This is a genomic window from Acinetobacter sp. LCT-H3, assembly GCF_001866125.1.
Taxonomy (GTDB): Bacteria; Pseudomonadota; Gammaproteobacteria; order Pseudomonadales; family Moraxellaceae; genus Acinetobacter; species Acinetobacter schindleri.
The window spans coordinates 34,272-53,475 of sequence record NZ_MODX01000022.1; the positions used below are offsets into that span (position 1 = coordinate 34,272).

Genomic DNA, 19,204 nt, shown 5'->3' on the forward strand with positions numbered 1-19,204 from the left:
GCACGACTTCTTTTGATTAAATGTTATTTAAAGTGCCTTCAGGAAGTACTGAGACCACGCTCGCACGCTGAACTTTTACTTCCACGCCACGGTTGAGTTCAACCACAGCAAAGTCACCTTCAATTTTTGTGATTCTGCCCATTAAGCCGCCTGCAAATACCACTTCGCTGCCAACACCCAGACTTTCAATCAGTGCACGATGCTCTTTGGCACGTTTAGATTGAGGACGCCAGATCAGGAAATAGAAGATTGCTACGAATACCGCAATCATCAAAAGGTTCGCCATCAGGCTTGGTTGTTGTGCAGCTTCACCTGCAGCGTGAGCAGTCGAAATAAATAGGCTCATTTACATTTTCCTAAACTAAAAATGGTTAATTAACTGAATGATAATAAATTGACTTGTTCTGCAATTTACCTTGTCTTTTTCTTTAGCGCAAATACTGAAAGATTAATCTTCAGGACAAGGCGGCACTTGCATGCCACGGCGGGCATAAAAGTCCTCAACAAATTGCTCGAATGTGCCTTGATCCAGTGCTTCGCGCATCGCTTCAGTCAGGCGCAGGTAATAGCGCAAGTTATGAATCGTACCCAGCATAGAACCTAGCATTTCACCGCATTTCTCCAGGTGAAACAGGTAGGCACGGCTAAAGTTTTGGCAAGTGTAGCAATCGCAGGCTGGATCAAGCGGACTTTGGTCATGACGGTATTTCGCGTTACGGATACGTACTAAACCGCCGGTCACAAAATAATGACCGTTACGTGCATTTCGGGTTGGCATTACGCAGTCGAACATGTCGACACCACGGCGTACTGCTTCCACGATATCTTCCGGTTTGCCGACACCCATCAGGTAACGTGGTTTGTCTTCCGGCATTTTCTCTGGAAGATAATCTAGCACCTTGATCATTTCTTCTTTCGGTTCACCAACAGACAGACCACCAATGGCATAACCATCAAAGCCAATTTCAAGCAGGCCTTTTAAGGATTCATCACGCAAATCTTCGTACATACCGCCTTGAATAATCCCGAACAGGGCATTGCGGTTTTTCAGTACGTCGTGATGTTGAGTCTTACAGCGTTTGGCCCAACGTAAAGACAGTTGTAGCGATTTCTGTGCTTCTTCATGCGTTGCCGGATAAGGCGTACATTCGTCAAAAATCATCACGATGTCAGAGTTCAAGGTGTGCTGAATGTCCATCGAGATTTCAGGAGACAGGAATACTTTAGAACCATCAATCGGCGAGCGGAAGGTCACGCCTTCTTCCTTGATTTTACGCATCGCACCGAGGCTGAACACCTGGAAGCCACCAGAATCGGTCAGGATCGGGTTGTTCCATTTCATGAACTGATGCAGACCACCATGTTCACGGATGACGTCCAGACCTGGACGCAGGTACAGATGGAAGGTATTGCCCAGAATTACCTGAGACTTAATTTCTTTAATGTCACGAGGCAACATGCCTTTTACCGTGCCATAAGTCCCCACCGGCATGAACATTGGGGTTTCAACCACGCCATGCTCAAGCGTTAAACGGCCACGACGGGCACGGCCCGACTGCGCTAATTTTTCAAACTTCATAGGAGTTCCAAATCAAGGCGAAAAAACAGTTCGCTGATTGTTAATGCTAAAACCGGCTATTTTCCTTGATTCTGACCGTAAACACCAGCGCTCCATCCAGTCCGGGCTGTTTTATTTATGTTGCCTGTATGAATAAAAAATGAAGAATAAGCTTGTGATCTAACGTTCAAACTGGCGGATGTGCTCCTGAATTTCCGCTTGTGTCATGGCACAACTGCCATCAATTTCAGTTGCCATCGCTGCGATATGCTGGATCAGTTTCTGGATATAAAAATTGGCATCGACAAAATGCGGTTCCAGGGTCAGTAAATAGGCCTGATGGGCAACATGTAAATAATCATAAGCTTCTAACTTGACCAGCTGCGCCAGATCAATCAGCAGATCTTTATCGTTCTGGTTTAGCTTAAATGACTTTGACATGGCAGGTTGATTGGCAGGCTGTTTGCTGAACAGAAACTGTTGTCTTAATGGACTTTCCTGATTTAGAGAAATAGCCGATTGGAATTCTATTTGTGGCTGTGTTGGCATATGGATAAAAAACACAATCCGGTTTAAGTCCAGGCCATAATCCTGTTCTAAAGCATCACGTGCCTGTTGAAAGAGCTTTAAAAGTACATCCAGCGTATTGGCCTGATCGGTCTTGCTATGTTCCAGCAAAGGATTGCCGAAACTATGCTGGTTCTTGAAATAGCTGTCCAGCAGTGCACGAAACTGCGTCATACCGTTACTAGAGCTATGGACGGTACGGTAACGCCATTTCGCTGCATTCCAGCGTTCAGTTTCAGACAGATACTGTGCACGATCTTCCTGATCATTAAAAATACTACGTTCGGTTGAAATGGCGAGATAATCCATTCGCAGAAACTCGTCAAAGACCAGGCTACAGGCATATATTTCGTCGTCACTATAATGATCATAGAGTTGATAAAATTTCTTGATCAGGACTTCCTTTAAGGTATCGAGATGATCCAGCATAGTTTTAATTCTTTATTTTTATTCTGAAGCAAACTGCCTTAGCTGGAATCTCCTGATTCATCGCTAAGGCAGTTGGGTATTTCTTATCATCGCATGAATATACGTCAGGGTTTAAAAATTCGGACGATAGTCAAAACTTTGGGTCACGGCCTGATCGCGGAAGGGACGCACAGCTTTCTTTTGTAGTAGCATGTTATTGATTATATTATGCGGGAAAACCTGAATCTGGTTATTGAACAGTTCAACATTGCGATTATAGATACTGATTGCGGCACCGACATTTTCATTCTGTTCTTCAATTTCGTTCATCATTTTCAGATAAATTTCATTGGCTTTCAATTCAGGATAGTTTTCGATCACCACATTCAGGTTATGCATCAGCTCCCGGTTCAGGCTTTCGATCCGTTGTAATTGCCCGATATCGGCATCTTTAATATTCAGGTTCATGATGTTCTGACGCAGTTCAGTCACTTTCTCCAGCGTGCCTTTTTCGAAACTGGAATACTGTTCGACCAAAGGTTGCAGGCCATCTAGAATTTTCAGTTTCTGCCGTTCATAGCTGGCAACATCAGACCATGCCCGAATTGTGGCATTATGATAACGTACGATGCTGTTACGGATCATGATGATGGCAACAATCAGCAGAATCGGGATAATGACAAAAACAACAAATCCCATAAAAGCAGTCCCCCGAGAAAATAATTATTTTAAAAACTGAATCAGGTCAGTTTGCAGCTTTTCCAGTTCTACTAATTTAAACGTTCTCAGATGTCCACGCAATGCAGAAATATCCTGGATATTCTGCTTGCGCTCAGGCGCATTAAAAATGTCATGTGGTCCTAAATAGCACAGCACACGTTGTTGGGGATGAAAAATAAGATCGCCTTCACGGTATTGGAAAAATTGACTTAATCGGAGAACAAAACCCGGGCTAAGCTGTTTTGCCATTTGCATGGGATCTGTGCCATAAAATTTTAAACGCTGATTGGTGCGTATATCACTGCTATGCCAAGGATGGCGATAAGGTGAGGGGAATGGACGTCTTGATGTGCTAATCGCAAGCCCCTGCACAGAGACATCAAAGACAAATGCACCCCACAAATTTTTATGTTGTTCAATGAGTTTGACGGTATTGCCATTTTTGTCGATGGTTTTAATTTCATCTACATAGTGGTATTCAAACAACAAGACTTGGTGTTCTTGCTCATTTTCATCTAACCATGTGGTGCTGGCATAACGTGAGATGTCATTGCGTAATGAGCCACGTTCGAACACAGGAAAAAGGCGTTTTAAATTGCCAATAAATTGCCGAGGATTAAGTGGCATTGAAATATGCTGTGGCTGTTGTTGAAAGTGGAGATGATATTTATGCGTCAGCACACGTTCTTCTAAATATTCAATCACATCATTGATGGAGCGCTCTTGCTCATAAATCAGATAGGCCCAAAACAACATGCCAAAACCCAAGGCAAAATTGCATTGCAGCCAGAAATTGTGCGGTGCAATGATAAGGCTGAATACTTGCATCAAGCCAAAGAGTGCCAGGAACCACGGCAGGGTGTTTTCAAACTTTAGAGAAATTGAACCTTGCCATGGATGCAAGCCATTAAGAATGTCCTGATGGCTTTTGGCATCACTTGATAAGTGCCACAGCCGATCGATATTTTTAAACACCACTTCATTTTTTTTACGACGAATATGAATGGAGCGTTGCACTGCATCGATCGGCATAGATGGGTCCTGTAATTATTTGGCCTGATCAATCAGCATGGCATCACCATAGCTGAAGAAGCGGTATCTGCTTTCTACGGCATGTTTGTAGGCATTCAGGATATTGTCACGATTTGACAACGCTGAGACCAGCATCAGTAGGGTAGATTCAGGCAAATGGAAATTGGTAATCAAACGATCAACCACTTTAAACTCATAACCCGGGTAAATGAAAATCTGGGTATCACCGGTCCAGCCTTTGAGTTCACCGCCATTGGCCTGAGCTGCACTTTCAGTTGCGCGTGTGGCTGTGGTACCGACAGCAATGACTTTATTGCCACGTTCTTTCGTAGCTTTGATCAGGGCCATGGATTCATCAGAGACCTGACACCATTCACTGTGCATGATGTGATTTTCAATATCACTGGTGCGCACTGGTAAAAATGTACCTGCGCCAACATGCAGGGTCACAAACGTTTTTTGAATGCCTTTTTCTTCGAGTTTTTTCAGCAAGTCTTCATCGAAGTGCAAGGAAGCTGTCGGTGCAGCCACACTGGCTAATTTTGTTGGGTCATTGAAAACCGTTTGATAGCGTAAAGTATCAATCGCCTCTGCTTCACGGTTAAAGTAAGGTGGAATAGGCAGGGCGCCGTATTGATCCAGGACATCTAAAATCGGCTGGGAGAATTCCACAACAAACAGATTCTCATGACGGCCTTGAACAGTCACTTTAACGGCATCCGGGCCAATAAACAGTTCAGCACCGGCTTTCGGTGTATTGCTGGCTTTAATGTGACAGTGCGCGATGAACTGATCCATCATGCGTTCAACCAGAACTTCAACTGCACCACCTGACGCACGTTTACCTTTCAGGCGGGCTTTCATCACCTTGGTATCGTTCAGAACCAGCAAATCACCTTCATTCAATAAATCCAGAATGTCGGTAAATTGGTGGTCATGATATTGACCTTCAGCATCGAGGTGTAAAAGGCGGGAAGCACTACGTTGTTCAAGCGGATAGCGAGCAATCAGCTCATCTGGGAGATCAAAGCTAAAATCAGAAAGTTGCATGACAAGTTACGGTAATAAAAACTGGGCGTAGTATAAACTTTTTTCCTTTTTAAGGAGAAAATTGCAGCTTTATAGATCAAAAAAATGAGTTTTGTTTTAAAATTAAACAAATGCAGAGAATCTGCGTTGACATCTGATTGAAACCGAGTAATATACCTTTCATCCACTCCCGAGGTGGTGAAATTGGTAGACGCGGTGGACTCAAAATCCACTGTCAGCGATGACGTGTCGGTTCGAGTCCGACCCTCGGGACCAAAATTCTAAAGAGCCCTAAGCATATTCAGTCTTGGGGTTTTTTTATTGCCTGATATGTAATTTAACTATTTTAATTCCTTTAATTTCAGTATTTAAAGTGTTAAATGAATTCTTTGCTATAAAAAAATCCCTCTAAATTTAGAGGGATTTTTTTATTTCAAAAGCTTTAGGGTGCAGGATTTGGTGGAACCAGTTTATCCAAATCTTTATCAGACATCTGGTCGAGCTCAGCAATATCAGTTTTGATTTTCCATTGAGATTCATCATCCACCGGATTCGGCAGGCGTGCTTCTAACCAGTCACATACCACATCCGGCGGGAAATCTGCATGATTGCATTGAATCACCCAGCACAGGAAATCCTTCGCTTCACCATTCATATACGGAGGAGGGGATACCGGTAAAAACTGCGTCGGCAGGCGTTCATTCTTGGAAATATAATTCAGAACATGACCGAGTTCCTGTACAGTTTGCCAAGCCAGCGGATGGTCTACATCAATACGAAACTTGAACCACCATGCCTGCTTGCCATCAGATCCATAGCTATCAATCAGGTTTTTTTGAACACTTGGGACTTTACAGAAATATTCATATAAACGATCAAAACTTAAATCGGACACGATGTTGGACTCAAAATTCGGAAAATCAAAGTTTAGCACAAAGCATGCACGCAGCACCTGAGCCGCAGCACAAATGTCTTTTCACTATTGGCTGTAAAACCTTGTGGTATAACTGGATAAATTCATATTTTCTCCGCAAATTCTGTATAAAATATAGACAAACCTATCAAAGGAAGTTCCTATGAAAATTATCTTGTCCAGCGCCTGTCTAGCTGCACTATTATTTGGAGCTTCTGTCCCAGCCGTAGCAGGAAGTAACTGGGTCGGCTATACCAGCAAAGAGACTTATAAACGCCCGCAGCATCCACGTCCACCTCAGCAGCATTATCCGCAGCGTCCGCGACCGCCTGAACATCATTATCCGAATCAGTGGGGCCATCCACCGATTCAAAATGGGGTGAGTATTCGTTATCAGGCACCGACCACCATTTATCAAAACTCGACCAGCTATAGCTGGGTAAATGGCGATCCGAACGTGGCACATATTGAAAGCTCACGTTATGTACTGGTCAATGACTGGCGACGTTTGGGTCTGCCTGATCCTCCTGCTGGAATGCACTGGATCTATGAAAATGGACGTTATATCTTGGTGAATAATCGTTAAACCGCCCTGAATGAAGAGATACTGCGGTTATGCGTCAATACCTCAAAAAAACAAAATAATTTCCTCACCGGTGAGGAGAGGGCTAGGGAGAGGTGATCTGGAATAATATGTTTCTCAAATTCTAAAAGAGATTGACATGTATACATTAAGTCCCTCTCTCTAACTCTCTCCCAAAGGGAGAGAGGATTCTTCAATACAGTTATGAATAAAACATTTTATGCCAACTCATCATCTTCAGGGCGAGGGGTCTTGCCTTGAGGAACTGGTTTTTCAGTATGTTTGTCTCGGATAATTGATGGATAGTTCCAGGATGCATAACGCACAATTAAAATGGCGAAAGCCAAAATGAGGATAGAACCCGTAATAATCACTTGATCCATACTGGCTTTATGCGTGTGTTGAATATCAGAAATCAAGAGACGTGTCAGCGCAGTAATCGCAATGTAGATCAGGAATCGGACTGGCATATGATTGGTTTTAAAGTAAATACCTACCATCGCGCCTAATTCCAGATAGATAAATAACAGCAGAATGTCATCAATACTGGCAAATTTTTTGACTGTCAAAATGTCGATGACGGTATGACCGGCAGACCAGATCACCATACAGCCAATAATGAACAGGGCGAGATAATGAAAACTTTCTACGGCAAGATTACCGCCGCGGTCGAGGAGGGCTTCTATTTTCTTGGCTTTGGAATTAGGTTTCATCACTATGTCCTCCTGATTAAAAATAAATAATTTATAAATCTTAGGAAATTTTCTGCAAATTTCATGCAAAGAAAATGAAAATATGGAAAATAAAAATGTAAAAAGATGAAAAAGTGTACTTTTTTCATACCAAATTGCTATATTGTAGAAGTTATACATCGAATAATGAGGGAGAAAAAAGATGTTAGAAAAAATCCAAAATAAGATTAATCAATTAGAAACAGGCAAAAAATTAATTCTGGGTACAGGGATTAAAAGTGATGACATGCAGAAAGTATTAGAGTTGTGTGAATCTTTGCAGTCTGAAGGGGAAATCCGAATTGTGAACAAGCATCTGAATCCTAAGGTGGCCAATCAGCCAGATACGATTCTGATCGAAAAAGTTTAAAAGAATAATAAAAAACGCCTGCAATTGCAGGCGTTTTTTTATGACTTAAATATCTTAAGACTGAGTTGTGAAGTACTCTTCAGAGAACTGTGTTAATGCTTCTGAACCTGCTTTGACTTTAGTAATACGCAGTGCCAGTTCAGGCAGAATGCGTTGTACGAAATAACGAGCAAGACCCAGTTTGTTCTGATAGAACTCACCTTGTTTATCTTTCGCAGCATGGGCAATGCGCGCGAACATATAAGAGAAGCTCAACAGGCCTACTGCATGCAGGTAATCTACTGCTGCACCATTCGCGTATTCTGGATTTTCTTTCGCAGCTTCAATAATATGCTGGGTTACTGCTTCAACTTCTGCAGCCGCATCAAGGGTCGCATCTTTAATAAAGTTCAGGTCAGCATCCAGTGCATTGGTAAAATCACGGATTTCCTGAATGTATTCAGCAATAAATTCACCATTACATTTAATGGTCTTACGGCCAATCAAGTCTTGTGATTGAACACCGTTAGTCCCTTCGTAGATCTGTGAAATACGCAGGTCACGGATACACTGTTCCATGCCCCATTCACGAATATAACCATGACCACCGAAGACCATTTGTGCATCAAGTGTTGCATTGAAAGCTGTATCAGTCAGATACGCTTTCGCGATTGGTGTTAACAGTGCAACACGATCATTGGCTTTCTTAATTGCTTCTGCATCAGTCGAGAACTTGGTGATGTCAAGCTGTTGACCAACGTACACAGCGAATGCACGAGAAGCTTCATTGTTTGCACGTACATTTAAAAGCATACGACGGACATCGCCATGTACTAGAATGCTGTCTGCTGGTTTGTTTGGAGACTGAACGCCACAAGCACTACGGCCTTGCAGACGATCTGTCGCATATTGCGCCGCATTTTGGTAAGCGAATTCAGAAGCGCCTAAGCCCTGGATCCCCATAGACAGACGTTCGTAGTTCATCATCACGAACATGGCTGCCAGACCTTCGTTTTCTTTACCTACCAGATAACCTTTGGCACCGTCGAAGTTCATGACGCAAGTGGCAGATGCTTTGATCCCCATTTTGTGTTCAATCGAACCTGGACCTACCGGGTTACGTTCGCCCATCGAACCATCTTCATTCACAAGAAATTTAGGCACGATGAACAGGGAAATACCGCGAGAGCCCGCAGGCGCATCCGGTGTTTTTGCCAATACCAGGTGAATAATGTTTTCAGCCAGGTCGTGGTCACCACCAGTAATGAAGATTTTGGTACCGGTAATGCTGTAAGTACCATCACCATTGCGTTCAGCTTTGGTTTTGATAATACCCAGGTCAGTACCCGCATGTGGTTCGGTTAGACACATGGTACCTGACCATTCGCCAGAATAGATTTTTGGTAGGTAAGTTTCTTTTTGCGCTTGAGAACCATAGCTGTTCAATGCCATACCCGCACCGACAGACAGCAATGGATACAGCATGAAAGAGGGGTTAGTAGCGAAAAGCATTTCATCTGACAGAACGGTCAGCATTTTTGGCATTTCCTGACCGCCCCATTCAGCATCAGCACCAAGGCCAATCCAGCCGCCTTCAGCATATTGTTTGAATGCTTCTTTAAAGCCTGCAGGTGTGGTCACAGCGCCATTTTCATATTTCGCGCCTTCTTCATCACCGGTACGGTTCAATGGAAGGGTGACGTTCTGCGCAAATTTAGCCATTTCTTCAAGAATTGCTTCTGCTGTTGCAGCGTCTAAATGGGCTAAATTTTCATTGGCTTGCCAGAATTGTTCAGCATTGAATACATCGTTCAGGATGAATTTCATATCGGCAAGTGGCGCGTTATAAATTGGCATAGTGGGTCACCTGTTTCTTGTTTGAATCGATTGATTTTAAGTCAGTCTAATGCATTAAAAATCTTATTGTTAGACGACTAAAGGTTAATTCTGTAACGCTTTATAAAGAAAAAGGACTGCCTGAAGATGACCGTCCTTTTTCTTATTATGCATTTAAAACTGCATCAGCTTAGAATGCGAAATGTTCAGCATCTAAAGACATAAGCGGTTCTACACCAGTTGCAATCACGTCAACGTGTGAACGAACACGTGGCAGGATTTTCTTGAAATAGAAACGTGCAGTCGTCAGCTTCGCGTTATAGAAGTCTACGTCTGTAGTACCCGCAGCCAAGGCTTCTTGTGCAACCAGTGCCATACGAGCCCATAGGTAAGCAAGCGTTACATAGCCAGAGAAATACATGTAATCAACTGCCGCAGCACCGACTTCTTCAGGGTTTTGCATTGCACGCATACCAATTTGCATGGTCAAATCGCCCCATTCTTTGTTCAGCGCTGCAAGCGGTTCAACAAATTCTTGCATTGCTGCGTTGTCTTTGTTGGCTTCTGCGAATTTGTGAATGATCTTGGTGAAGTCTTTCAGCATCGCGCCTTGCGTACCCAGAACCTTACGACCTAACAAGTCAAGTGCTTGGATTTCAGTAGTACCTTCGTATAAGCAAGCAATACGTGTATCACGTACGATTTGCTCCATACCGTGCTCGGAAATAAAGCCGTGACCACCAAATACCTGTACACCATGTTTCGCAGCTTCTGAACCGGTTTCGGTCAGGAAGGCTTTGGCAATTGGCGTCAATAAAGACAAGATGTTGTCAGAGAATTTACGATCTTCTTCAGTTGCACCTTGTTCAACGATATCTGCGTGTAGACTCAACAGATGCACTAGTGCGCGACCACCTTCTGCAAATGCTTTCTGCGTCAACAGCATGTTACGTACCGCAGGATGCACAATGATTGGATCTGCTTCTTTTTCAGGGGCTTTCGGGCCAGAAAGTGAACGCATTGCCACACGGTCTTTGGCATAAGCCAATGCACCTTGGAAAGAACCTTCAGATGCTGCAAGACCTTGAACGGCTGTACCAATACGCGCAGTGTTCATGAACGTGAACATGCAGTTTAGACCACGGTTTTCAGGGCCAATCAAGAAACCTTTCGCGTTATCAAAGTTGATCACACAAGTTGCGTTACCATGAATCCCCATTTTGTGTTCGATTGAACCGCAACGAACTGCGTTACGCTCCCCTAAAGAGCCATCTGCATTTACATTGAACTTTGGTACGATAAATAAAGAAATACCCTTAGTACCTTTAGGTGCGCCTGGTAAACGTGCCAATACGATGTGCACGATATTCTCTGCCATGTCATGTTCACCAGCAGAGATAAAGATTTTCTCGCCAGAAATTGCATAGCTACCGTCTGCTTGTGGTTCAGCTTTAGTACGGATAATACCTAAGTCAGAACCTGCATGAGATTCGGTTAAACACATGGTTCCGGTCCAGACACCTGATACCAGATTTGGCAGATAGGTATCTTTTTGTTCTTGAGAACCGTGGTGCTCAAGGGTACGTACCGCACCGTGAGATAGACCTGGGTACATGCCCCATGCCCAGTTTGCTGTACCTACCATTTCTGAAATCACGTTTCCTAAAGAAACAGGTAGACCTTGACCGCCATATTGCTCTTCAGCAGAAAGCGATGGGAAACCCAGTTCGATATATTTTTGATACGCTTCTTTAAAGCCGGTCGGCGTGGTGACTACACCATCGTTCCAGGTACAGCCTTCGCGGTCGCCCACCTGGTTTAAAGGAGATAATTCGTTTTCACAGAAGTCTGCAGCAGCTTCTAAATATTGGTCAACTAACTCACGGCTTACGTTTCCAGAGAATGCAGGGAGTTTTGCATAATGTTCTTCAGCATTTAATAATTCATGCAAAACAAATTGCATATCACGTAGTGGCGCTTTGTATTGTGGCATATCGGTTTCCTCAATACTGGTTTATACCAGCGTTATAATCCTGAATTAAATTGAAACGTGCCTTCATTGACACGTATTGACATGGTCTAATCGTGCAACATCTTCCTTGTTGGCACAAGCATTTCAAGGCTATTTCTTGGTGACTGTAAAGTCAAAGATAATTACCCTTGAAATCTTAAGTATATTGAGTGTAAACGTTTTTATAAAAAAATATCTGACACGAATGGTCAAAAACCTGCACACTTAGATAGACTTAGTTCTAACAATCAACACGCATAAAAAAAGACACCCGGAAGTGCCTTTTTTAACAATAAATTTGAAACGTTCAGTTAAGAAGTCTTAACGGCTGGTGCTTTAACTGAAGCATTTGGCTGGAAACGGACGTGACACTGACCATTAATGGTTTTTTCACCTATTTTGAGCTGTACAGCTGCGCCATCTTTTTTACCCTGACAGGCCTGAACAACAGCTTTTTGCTGTGCCTGACGTTGAGCCAGACGCTGGTCAAATTGTTTTACCATTTCCGCACGTTGCGCATCAGTCAGTGCTTCACCACGGTTTAATGCTCCACGGAAGTCACCACGCATTGGGCGATGTTCACCTTTCATACCACGGAACTCGCCACGCGCAGCTTTCATATCTTTACGGTCTGCTTTGAAAGAGATCTGACAAGTACCGTCTATAGTTTTATCACCGGCTTTCACCTGGACTGCACTGCCAACAGCTTTGTTATCACAGGCCTGTTGCATTTGCTTATGCAGCTGCGCACGTTGTGCACGCATTTGCTTGAACTGTTCGCGCTGTTCTGGAGTCAGATGACGACCTTTATAATCTTGATGATGTTTCATCATTTGCGGATGATCTTCACTTGGTGCATGCTTGGTCGATTGACACGCGGTCAATGCCCCCATTGATAACACACTTGCACCCAGGACGATGATTTTTGTCATTGCTTTCATTGTATTTTTCTCCAAGCCACGAGCCTGATCTGTATGTTGCAAAGAATAAACAATAAAGATGAAGAAACAATGAAGAGTTTTTTCAGCTTGTGTTCGCTACAATAATGAATCTAGAGGAAAAACTGAGAATCTGCTTTTGAATATTCGCCGCATTCCGATTGCACTCCGGCTGTTTTTAACAGTGCTGTTTACCACCTTGGTGATTACCACGGTGAGTCTCGGTGTGCTTCATCTCAACATGCAGCGTAATTTCACTCGCTATGTTGCCGATGTGGAAATGCAGAAACTGGATCATGTCATTGAAAACCTGGCCGAAGTCTATGGCGTTTATAATGACTGGGGCAATGCAATTCAGGCTCAGATTCTACAGATCGAAGGTGAAGCAGCGCCGGATGATTATGACCGTCTTTCACGCTGGTGGTTACGTCGTCAGTATGACATTGCCTTACAGCAACGTTATTTTCAGGATCACACCTTAGCCAATGTAGCACCAAGCCTGATGGGCACAGATGCTGAACAGCGTACTGTAAATGAGGAAGAACTACGTGTATTGGCAGCAAATTTACCTTCACAGTTTCAGCCTTTTGAAGGTTTAAAGTTCCCGCTGAGTTCTAATCAGAACCTGTTTAGAACCGATCGTAAAAATGGCTCGCAGTTAACAACACAGCCGCAAGCGGGTAAAAAACAGTTTATCCAGATGCCTGACCGTTTGGGTCTGAGTTCACGTCTATCGCTCTATGATGCCAAACGCCGTTTTGTCGTGGGTGAACCTTCCGATGAGCAGATTTCTTATCGCCCGATTATGGTAGACGATAAAATTGTCGGTTACCTGGGTCTAAAACCGGTACTGGATCAGGAAGATGCATTAAGTATCAATTTCTTTAGTAATCAGAAACGTTACCTATTCCTGGTATATGGCCTCAGTATCCTGACCAGTCTGATCGCTGCACTCCTGTTAGCGACTTATTTCAAAAAGCCGATTCAACGCTTGTTGCAAGGTACACGTGAGTTAACCAAAGGTAATTATCAGCATCAGGTTAAAGTCAACCGCAATGATGAGCTGGGTGATTTATCCAATGAGTTAAATCAATTAGCTGTCATTCTCAATCAACATGAGACTTCACGTCGCCAATGGGTAGCGGATACCTCGCATGAGCTGAAAACACCACTAGCCGTGTTGCAGGCACAGATTGAAGCGATGCAGGATGGAATTCGTAAGCCAACCCCAGAACATTTTGCTTCGATGCTGGCACAGGTGACCAGCCTGAAAAAACTGACTCTAGATTTGGCAGCCCTGGCACAGGCTGATGCCCAGCAATTGCAGGTGTATGTCAGTACGATTAATCCATGGGATGTGGTACAGCAGGAATTAATGAACTTCCATCCAAAGTTTGAACAGGCGCAATTAACTGTGACTGCGGAAGGTGAAGGCGCAGATGTAGAGCTGGATCTGGACCGCTTTAAACAGATCGTGGCCAATTTGCTGAGCAACAGTATTCGCTATACTGAAACGGGTGGACAGGTACATATTCATACTGAACAGAATGACAAAGAATGGACCTTATATGTCGATGACAGTCCGTTTGGTCTGACCGATGAACAGCTGGCCCGAATAGGTGAACGTTTCTATCGTGTAGATGACTCGCGTACCCGTGCCACTGGTGGTACCGGACTGGGTTTGGCATTATCGTGTAAAATTACGCAAGCATTAGGTGGAAGTTTAAGCTTCGATCATTCGCCACTCGGTGGATTACGTTGCAAGCTGACTTTTCCTAAACAAATAAAATCATAAGGAAGTTTATTCATGAAACACATTATGCTGGTTGAAGACGAAGTCGAACTTGCACAATTGGTGCGAGACTATCTAGAAGCTGCTGGTTTTGAAGTCAGCATGTTTCATGATGGACAGGAAGCTTATAACAGTTTCACTCAACGTAAGCCGAGCCTGATGATTCTGGACCTGATGGTGCCACGTATGGATGGCCTGACCATCTGCCGTAAGGTGCGTGAGCAGTCCGATCTACCGATTATTATGGTGACGGCACGTACTGAAGAAATTGACCGTGTACTCGGCCTGAATATGGGTGCAGATGACTACATCTGTAAACCATTTAGTCCGAAGGAACTGGTCGCGCGCGTGCAGGCAGTTCTACGCCGTCTGGATCGCAAGGCCGAACCGGAAAGCAATGATTTGTTCCGTATGGATAAATCGCAACAGCGCATCTGGTATCAACAAAAAGCGCTGAACCTGACCCCAACAGAATTCCGTTTATTAGAACTGTTTTTGGAGCATGTGGGTCAGGTGTATTCACGTGCGCAATTGCTGGATCATATTAACCCGGACAGCTTCGATGTGGCGGACCGTGTGATTGACAGTCATATCAAGAACCTGCGCCGCAAGATTTCCGAGGCTGCTGAAACGGGTAACCGTCATGAGTGGATTCAGGCAGTTTATGGTGTAGGTTACCGTTTTGAATATCCTGAGGACTAACTCTGGTTCAAGGAAATCACGAAAGCGAATAGATTTTCTCTATTCGCTTTTTTATTCACTAAAGAATACTGTGGTACGTTTTACTATAAAAATAGCGCGATAAAAGCAACTTAAATGGATAACTGAATTGGTGAGGAATAGGAGATCGATATTCGAGCACGTAAAAATTTAATAAAAGAAACCTTCTTAAATAAAAAATAAAAGTTTAAGAACTAATCACTTAAATTTATGAGTTAGCTGATTGGCATTAGACTCGGTACAATTCTATTTTTTTATTCATCATGAGAATATATTTTGGAGAGTGAAACACCGCAGCTTCAACGCCGTTTGAAGAATCGTCATATCCAGCTGATTGCCATGGGCGGTGCGATTGGTACCGGTCTATTTCTAGGCTCAGCTCATATTATTCAGTCTGCTGGTCCATCCATTATTTTGGGTTATCTGATTGGCGGTTTGATTGCTTTCCTGATTATGCGCCAACTCGGTGAAATGATTGTACATGAACCTGTAACCGGTTCATTTAGCTATTTCGCCTTTAAATATTGGGGGAAGTTTCCAGGATTTTTAACGGGCTGGAATTACTGGATTCTGTATATTCTGGTAGCGATGACTGAGCTGACTGCGATTGGTAAATATATCAATTACTGGTGGCCAGAAATTCCGGCATGGGTTTCGGTTTTATTTTTCTTTATTCTGGTCACTGGCATGAATTTGACCAATGTAAAGATTTATGGCGAATCTGAATTCTGGTTATCAATGATAAAAGTCCTTGCGATTGTCGCGATGATTTTATTTGGGATTTATTTGCTGGTCACTGCTGATGTTGATTCTACTGCTTCAATAACGAACTTATGGGCACATGGCGGTTTCTTCCCGAATGGCTTTGAAGGACTGTTTTATATGCTGGCCTTTATGATGTTTGCATTTGGTGGGATTGAGCTGATCAGTATGGCTGCTGCGGAAACTGAAAATCCGGATCAGAATATTCCAAAAGCTGTAAATCAAACTGTAATTCGTGTATTTCTATTTTATATCTGTTCACTTGCAATTCTATTATCACTTGTGCCGTGGAATCAGCTGAACTTAGGTGATTTAGAGCATAGTCCATTCGTGATGATTTTTAATCTGATGGGTATTGATTGGGCCGCCCACTTATTAAATTTTATTATTTTGACAGCCTCGCTATCAGTGTGTAATAGCGGGATGTATGCCAATAGCAGAATGCTATTAGGCCTGGCAGAGCAGGGTAATGCTCCAAAAGCCTTTAAGAAGGTGAATGCACGAGGAATTCCAGTGCTAGCGGTGCTATTCTCAGCATTACTGATTTTTGGCTGTGTTTTATTAAACTATTTTGTACCTGAAAAAGCCCTAAGCTATCTAATTTACATTGTGGTGGCAGCAGCAGTACTGAACTGGATCATGATTACACTGATTCATCTTAAATTTAAGCAAGCCATTCGCCTCCAAACTGTACAAACTAAATTCCCTGCATTGTTTTCACCCCTGAGTAACTATTTGGTTTTAATCTTTATGCTGACAGTGCTCTATATCATGTGGGATCAAGGTTTCATGTTGTCAGTGCTGATGCTGCCAGTGTGGATTGTAATATTATTTATTCTTTTCAAAATATTACAAGCCAAGAAAACTTAAATTTTTTATCCTTTTAAAAATGGGTTCATTAGAGCCCATTTTTATGTGCCTTTTTTCATGCTTTAGTAGAAATAATAATGTGATTTATATTTGCTTGATTAATTGAAATTGGAATAAATTGATTTGTCTATATTCTATTTAAAACAAGGTGATAAAGTTTTTATTAAGAATAAATGTAGTAAATAATTAGAATTATTTTCATAAAAAATAGGTATTAAAAAATAATTTAATTGAGGGGTTGGCTGAATCAATAAAATAGAATTTTATATTAATAAATACTTTTTCAATAATCGAGTTTGAAATAATTTATATTTTTATTTTCTATGGATTTGTTATATATTTTATAGGCTTCTTAATAATAAAAATAAATACCTATTAAAAGGCGAATTATAAGAATTAATTTATTATTTTAATAAGGACTTTACTCATGAAACTCAATATTATAGCAACGATGCTGCTTGCCTCTACGGGAATGCTAATGACTGGCTGTGGTTCAGATTCAGGCAGTTCTGGTAGCTCTACACCACCATCTCAAACGACCCCGGAAGAAACCGTAACGCCAGCAAATGGAGTAGAACGATTAATCATTACCGATGCAAGTCATCTGGCGCTTGCAGATGCTGACATTCGAATTTTATCAGCTGCACAATGGAGTAATAACGTCACCAGTATTTCTGATAATAATACAGTTGATCACAGTCTCTTTGTCCAGTATGACCGTCTTCCGGTGATTAGTGATTTCTCCTCGGCACGAGAATATACAACAGACCATTTGGGTGTTTCTGGTTCAGTTCATTTAGCACCAGGTATTTACTATATTTTGGTCAGAAAGCATTCTGAAACTGCAATCGTGCCATTCATTATTCACCCGACAAATACCAATAAGGAATTGTCGATCAACGTGCCTTTAACTTGTAATAATGCTGAATGTGGAACGATTCATCCGGTAAATGAAGCAATTATTGGGACACTATCAGGGCAAGTTCTGGTGCAAGGTCAGCCTTTGGCAAATGCACAGGTTTCATTATCAGGTGGTGCGGCTACCAATGGCGCATTCGTTACAGCATTAACTGATACGAAAGGATATTTCAGTCTAGCTTTTAATGTATCTGATGAGCTTGGCGATACCTTAAAAAATGCAACGCTTATGATCAGCGCACCCGGGTATATAAGTTTAACAAAGCAGGTTGCAGTGACGTCCTCTATTTCAGGGGGTAGTCAATTTACCTTGATACAAAATACTGAAGCTACGACCAGTATTTGGCAGGAAACTTTTGAAGAAGACTCTGCTACCCGAGATGAATGGGAAAATGCCTCTACAGTTGAAGAAACAAAATGGTCTTTACTGCAAAAAAATCACAAGATTATCAATAAAGATGTGAATCGTTTAGTGACCTTGGCACCAGATGATAGCAGTAATGGCAAACTGCCAGATCCTGCTCAAGGCAATTATGCATATTGGTATGGCAATGGTGTTGCAGGTAGTTTCTTAAATAAAGAAGCCAGTCTTTTAACCGAGGAAGGGCAGCCAGTAGAAACAAGACTGAATGGTGGAACGTCAGCACAGGCGTATTATGGAACACTGACTTCACCAGTAATTGACCTGAGCACTACACAAAAACCAATCAGCTTAAGTTTTAAAACCTGGTGGGAAATTGAATCAGTAAATCCAAGTAGCAGAGGGTATGATGCCATGGATGTGGAAGTTTCAGTGAATGGAGGGGAATTTAAAAAACTGGCGCGATTAAATCCGCTGTCTGATCCGCAAACAGATTATAACCGCTGGTCAATTCCATTCTCAAACTTTGGCTTTAACCTTGCACCTCAATTTGCCCAGCAAGAAGCTATTTCTTTAGATGAATATGCGGGGCAATCCAATGTTAAAATCCGGTTTAAATTCGATACTGTCGATCAGTACTATAATGCATATCGTGGCTGGATTATTGATGACATTGTGATTCAAAACCAGCCTGGTACTTTCCCGCTTTATAGCAACAATGAGGAAGTAGATGACGAGGTTTCGATGTTTGTCGCAAAAGCAGCGAAAGCTTTAATGCAATTGGCATCGAGTTCCCGATGGATAGAAAATCCGCCAGAGCGTACTCAATAAAATAGCATGTAAATAAATCATATAAAAAGCGAGCAGACTAATCTGCTCGCTTTAAACTTATAAGAAATTCAAAATGTTTTTCTTTTTAGAAAAATATAAACCTTTCATCTATATCTTTCCGGTTGCTCCCAAATAATTTACCTGGAAGTGAAGCGACCTCGGTCATCGCGTGGCGGGGTATTTCTTCCGCCTCGACCTCCCGAACGACCGCGATCGTCATCATCATCACGGCTGCGACTGCGTCCACGACCACCTGAGCGACCGCGATCGTCATC

The 19,204-nt window shown here is 42.5% G+C and carries 17 protein-coding genes and 1 tRNA gene; 7 read left to right on the top strand and 11 right to left on the bottom strand.

What is annotated here, in order from left to right; translation table 11 throughout:
* Window positions 1–16: 16 nt before the first annotated feature.
* The 6 genes from yajC to queA all read right to left on the bottom strand — a co-directional run bounded on the left by yajC (window position 17) and on the right by queA (window position 5,335).
* Entirely contained in the window at window positions 17–346 is a 330-nt protein-coding gene (yajC, locus tag BK820_RS11535) for a preprotein translocase subunit YajC (protein WP_004816064.1), read from the bottom strand.
* Between the two features lie 102 nt (window positions 347–448).
* Window positions 449–1,579: a tRNA guanosine(34) transglycosylase Tgt gene (tgt, locus tag BK820_RS11540; protein ID WP_004816067.1), complete on the bottom strand. Its 1,131-nt coding sequence runs from the start codon at window positions 1,577–1,579 to the stop codon at window positions 449–451.
* A 159-nt stretch (window positions 1,580–1,738) separates the two neighbouring features.
* Window positions 1,739–2,554: a DUF4303 domain-containing protein gene (locus BK820_RS11545; protein WP_071321007.1), complete on the bottom strand. Its 816-nt coding sequence runs from the start codon at window positions 2,552–2,554 to the stop codon at window positions 1,739–1,741.
* Window positions 2,555–2,665: 111 nt separating this feature from the next.
* The gene (locus BK820_RS11550; RefSeq protein ID WP_005223221.1) at window positions 2,666–3,232 is read right to left on the bottom strand and encodes a LemA family protein; all 567 of its coding nucleotides are present in this window, start codon (window positions 3,230–3,232) and stop codon (window positions 2,666–2,668) included.
* Window positions 3,233–3,256: 24 nt separating this feature from the next.
* A complete protein-coding gene (locus BK820_RS11555) occupies window positions 3,257–4,285 on the bottom strand; it encodes a hypothetical protein (protein WP_048881975.1) in 1,029 nt (342 codons plus the stop codon).
* A 15-nt stretch (window positions 4,286–4,300) separates the two neighbouring features.
* Entirely contained in the window at window positions 4,301–5,335 is a 1,035-nt protein-coding gene (gene queA / locus BK820_RS11560; RefSeq protein WP_071321008.1) for a tRNA preQ1(34) S-adenosylmethionine ribosyltransferase-isomerase QueA, read from the bottom strand.
* 168 nt (window positions 5,336–5,503) lie between these two features.
* On the opposite strand from queA, the gene BK820_RS11565 reads away from it, so the two are divergent.
* Window positions 5,504–5,590: transfer RNA gene (locus tag BK820_RS11565), tRNA-Leu, on the top strand.
* Between the two features lie 166 nt (window positions 5,591–5,756).
* Here BK820_RS11565 and BK820_RS11570 read toward each other — a convergent pair.
* Window positions 5,757–6,209 carry a hypothetical protein gene (locus tag BK820_RS11570; RefSeq protein ID WP_008306039.1) on the bottom strand — a complete coding sequence of 151 codons (453 nt, stop codon included), beginning with the start codon at window positions 6,207–6,209 and terminating at the stop codon, window positions 5,757–5,759.
* A 181-nt stretch (window positions 6,210–6,390) separates the two neighbouring features.
* Here BK820_RS11570 and BK820_RS11575 point away from each other — a divergent pair, with 181 nt between their 5' ends.
* Window positions 6,391–6,813: an RcnB family protein gene (locus tag BK820_RS11575; protein WP_071321009.1), complete on the top strand. Its 423-nt coding sequence runs from the start codon at window positions 6,391–6,393 to the stop codon at window positions 6,811–6,813.
* Between the two features lie 215 nt (window positions 6,814–7,028).
* Here BK820_RS11575 and BK820_RS11580 read toward each other — a convergent pair whose 3' ends face one another.
* The gene (locus BK820_RS11580) at window positions 7,029–7,523 is read right to left on the bottom strand and encodes a phosphate-starvation-inducible protein PsiE (RefSeq protein WP_004891463.1); all 495 of its coding nucleotides are present in this window, start codon (window positions 7,521–7,523) and stop codon (window positions 7,029–7,031) included.
* A gap of 181 nt (window positions 7,524–7,704) precedes the next feature.
* Between BK820_RS11580 and BK820_RS11585 the strand changes: the two genes are divergently transcribed.
* Entirely contained in the window at window positions 7,705–7,911 is a 207-nt protein-coding gene (locus tag BK820_RS11585; protein WP_004891465.1) for a hypothetical protein, read from the top strand.
* A 54-nt stretch (window positions 7,912–7,965) separates the two neighbouring features.
* On the opposite strand, the gene BK820_RS11590 is transcribed toward BK820_RS11585, so the two are convergent.
* The 3 genes from BK820_RS11590 to BK820_RS11600 form a co-directional block, all read right to left on the bottom strand.
* Complete coding sequence (locus tag BK820_RS11590) at window positions 7,966–9,747, bottom strand: acyl-CoA dehydrogenase C-terminal domain-containing protein (protein ID WP_071321010.1); 1,782 nt, start codon at window positions 9,745–9,747, stop codon at window positions 7,966–7,968.
* Between the two features lie 169 nt (window positions 9,748–9,916).
* A complete protein-coding gene (locus BK820_RS11595) occupies window positions 9,917–11,719 on the bottom strand; it encodes an acyl-CoA dehydrogenase C-terminal domain-containing protein (RefSeq protein ID WP_071321011.1) in 1,803 nt (600 codons plus the stop codon).
* 329 nt (window positions 11,720–12,048) lie between these two features.
* Window positions 12,049–12,678 (bottom strand): hypothetical protein, encoded by a 630-nt coding sequence (locus tag BK820_RS11600; protein ID WP_071321012.1) that lies wholly within the window; start codon window positions 12,676–12,678, stop codon window positions 12,049–12,051.
* 136 nt (window positions 12,679–12,814) lie between these two features.
* Between BK820_RS11600 and baeS the strand changes: the two genes are divergently transcribed.
* The 4 genes from baeS (at window position 12,815) to BK820_RS11620 (ending at window position 18,929) form a co-directional block, all read left to right on the top strand.
* Entirely contained in the window at window positions 12,815–14,470 is a 1,656-nt protein-coding gene (gene baeS, locus BK820_RS11605) for a sensor histidine kinase efflux regulator BaeS (RefSeq protein WP_005223199.1), read from the top strand.
* A gap of 12 nt (window positions 14,471–14,482) precedes the next feature.
* Window positions 14,483–15,169, top strand: a complete 687-nt coding sequence (locus BK820_RS11610; RefSeq protein WP_004891477.1) for a response regulator — start codon at window positions 14,483–14,485, stop codon at window positions 15,167–15,169.
* A 294-nt stretch (window positions 15,170–15,463) separates the two neighbouring features.
* On the top strand, window positions 15,464–16,819 hold the full coding sequence (locus tag BK820_RS11615) for an amino acid permease (RefSeq protein WP_071321013.1): 1,356 nt from the start codon (window positions 15,464–15,466) through the stop codon (window positions 16,817–16,819).
* Between the two features lie 427 nt (window positions 16,820–17,246).
* Window positions 17,247–18,929 (top strand): carboxypeptidase-like regulatory domain-containing protein, encoded by a 1,683-nt coding sequence (locus BK820_RS11620; protein ID WP_071321014.1) that lies wholly within the window; start codon window positions 17,247–17,249, stop codon window positions 18,927–18,929.
* Window positions 18,930–19,204 lie beyond the last annotated feature (275 nt).

What these genes read in the sequence shown, in the direction of transcription:
- BK820_RS11545 (WP_071321007.1), bottom strand. Translation starts at nt 2,554, where the DNA reads ATGCTGGATCATCTCGATACCTTAAAGGAAGTCCTGATCAAGAAATTT.
- yajC (WP_004816064.1), bottom strand. Translation starts at nt 346, where the DNA reads ATGAGCCTATTTATTTCGACTGCTCACGCTGCAGGTGAAGCTGCACAA.
- BK820_RS11620 (WP_071321014.1), top strand. Translation starts at nt 17,247, where the DNA reads ATGAAACTCAATATTATAGCAACGATGCTGCTTGCCTCTACGGGAATG.
- BK820_RS11585 (WP_004891465.1), top strand. Translation starts at nt 7,705, where the DNA reads ATGTTAGAAAAAATCCAAAATAAGATTAATCAATTAGAAACAGGCAAA.
- BK820_RS11610 (WP_004891477.1), top strand. Translation starts at nt 14,483, where the DNA reads ATGAAACACATTATGCTGGTTGAAGACGAAGTCGAACTTGCACAATTG.
- BK820_RS11590 (WP_071321010.1), bottom strand. Translation starts at nt 9,747, where the DNA reads ATGCCAATTTATAACGCGCCACTTGCCGATATGAAATTCATCCTGAAC.
- BK820_RS11595 (WP_071321011.1), bottom strand. Translation starts at nt 11,719, where the DNA reads ATGCCACAATACAAAGCGCCACTACGTGATATGCAATTTGTTTTGCAT.
- BK820_RS11575 (WP_071321009.1), top strand. Translation starts at nt 6,391, where the DNA reads ATGAAAATTATCTTGTCCAGCGCCTGTCTAGCTGCACTATTATTTGGA.
- tgt (WP_004816067.1), bottom strand. Translation starts at nt 1,579, where the DNA reads ATGAAGTTTGAAAAATTAGCGCAGTCGGGCCGTGCCCGTCGTGGCCGT.
- BK820_RS11555 (WP_048881975.1), bottom strand. Translation starts at nt 4,285, where the DNA reads ATGCCGATCGATGCAGTGCAACGCTCCATTCATATTCGTCGTAAAAAA.
- BK820_RS11600 (WP_071321012.1), bottom strand. Translation starts at nt 12,678, where the DNA reads ATGAAAGCAATGACAAAAATCATCGTCCTGGGTGCAAGTGTGTTATCA.
- queA (WP_071321008.1), bottom strand. Translation starts at nt 5,335, where the DNA reads ATGCAACTTTCTGATTTTAGCTTTGATCTCCCAGATGAGCTGATTGCT.
- BK820_RS11550 (WP_005223221.1), bottom strand. Translation starts at nt 3,232, where the DNA reads ATGGGATTTGTTGTTTTTGTCATTATCCCGATTCTGCTGATTGTTGCC.
- BK820_RS11580 (WP_004891463.1), bottom strand. Translation starts at nt 7,523, where the DNA reads ATGAAACCTAATTCCAAAGCCAAGAAAATAGAAGCCCTCCTCGACCGC.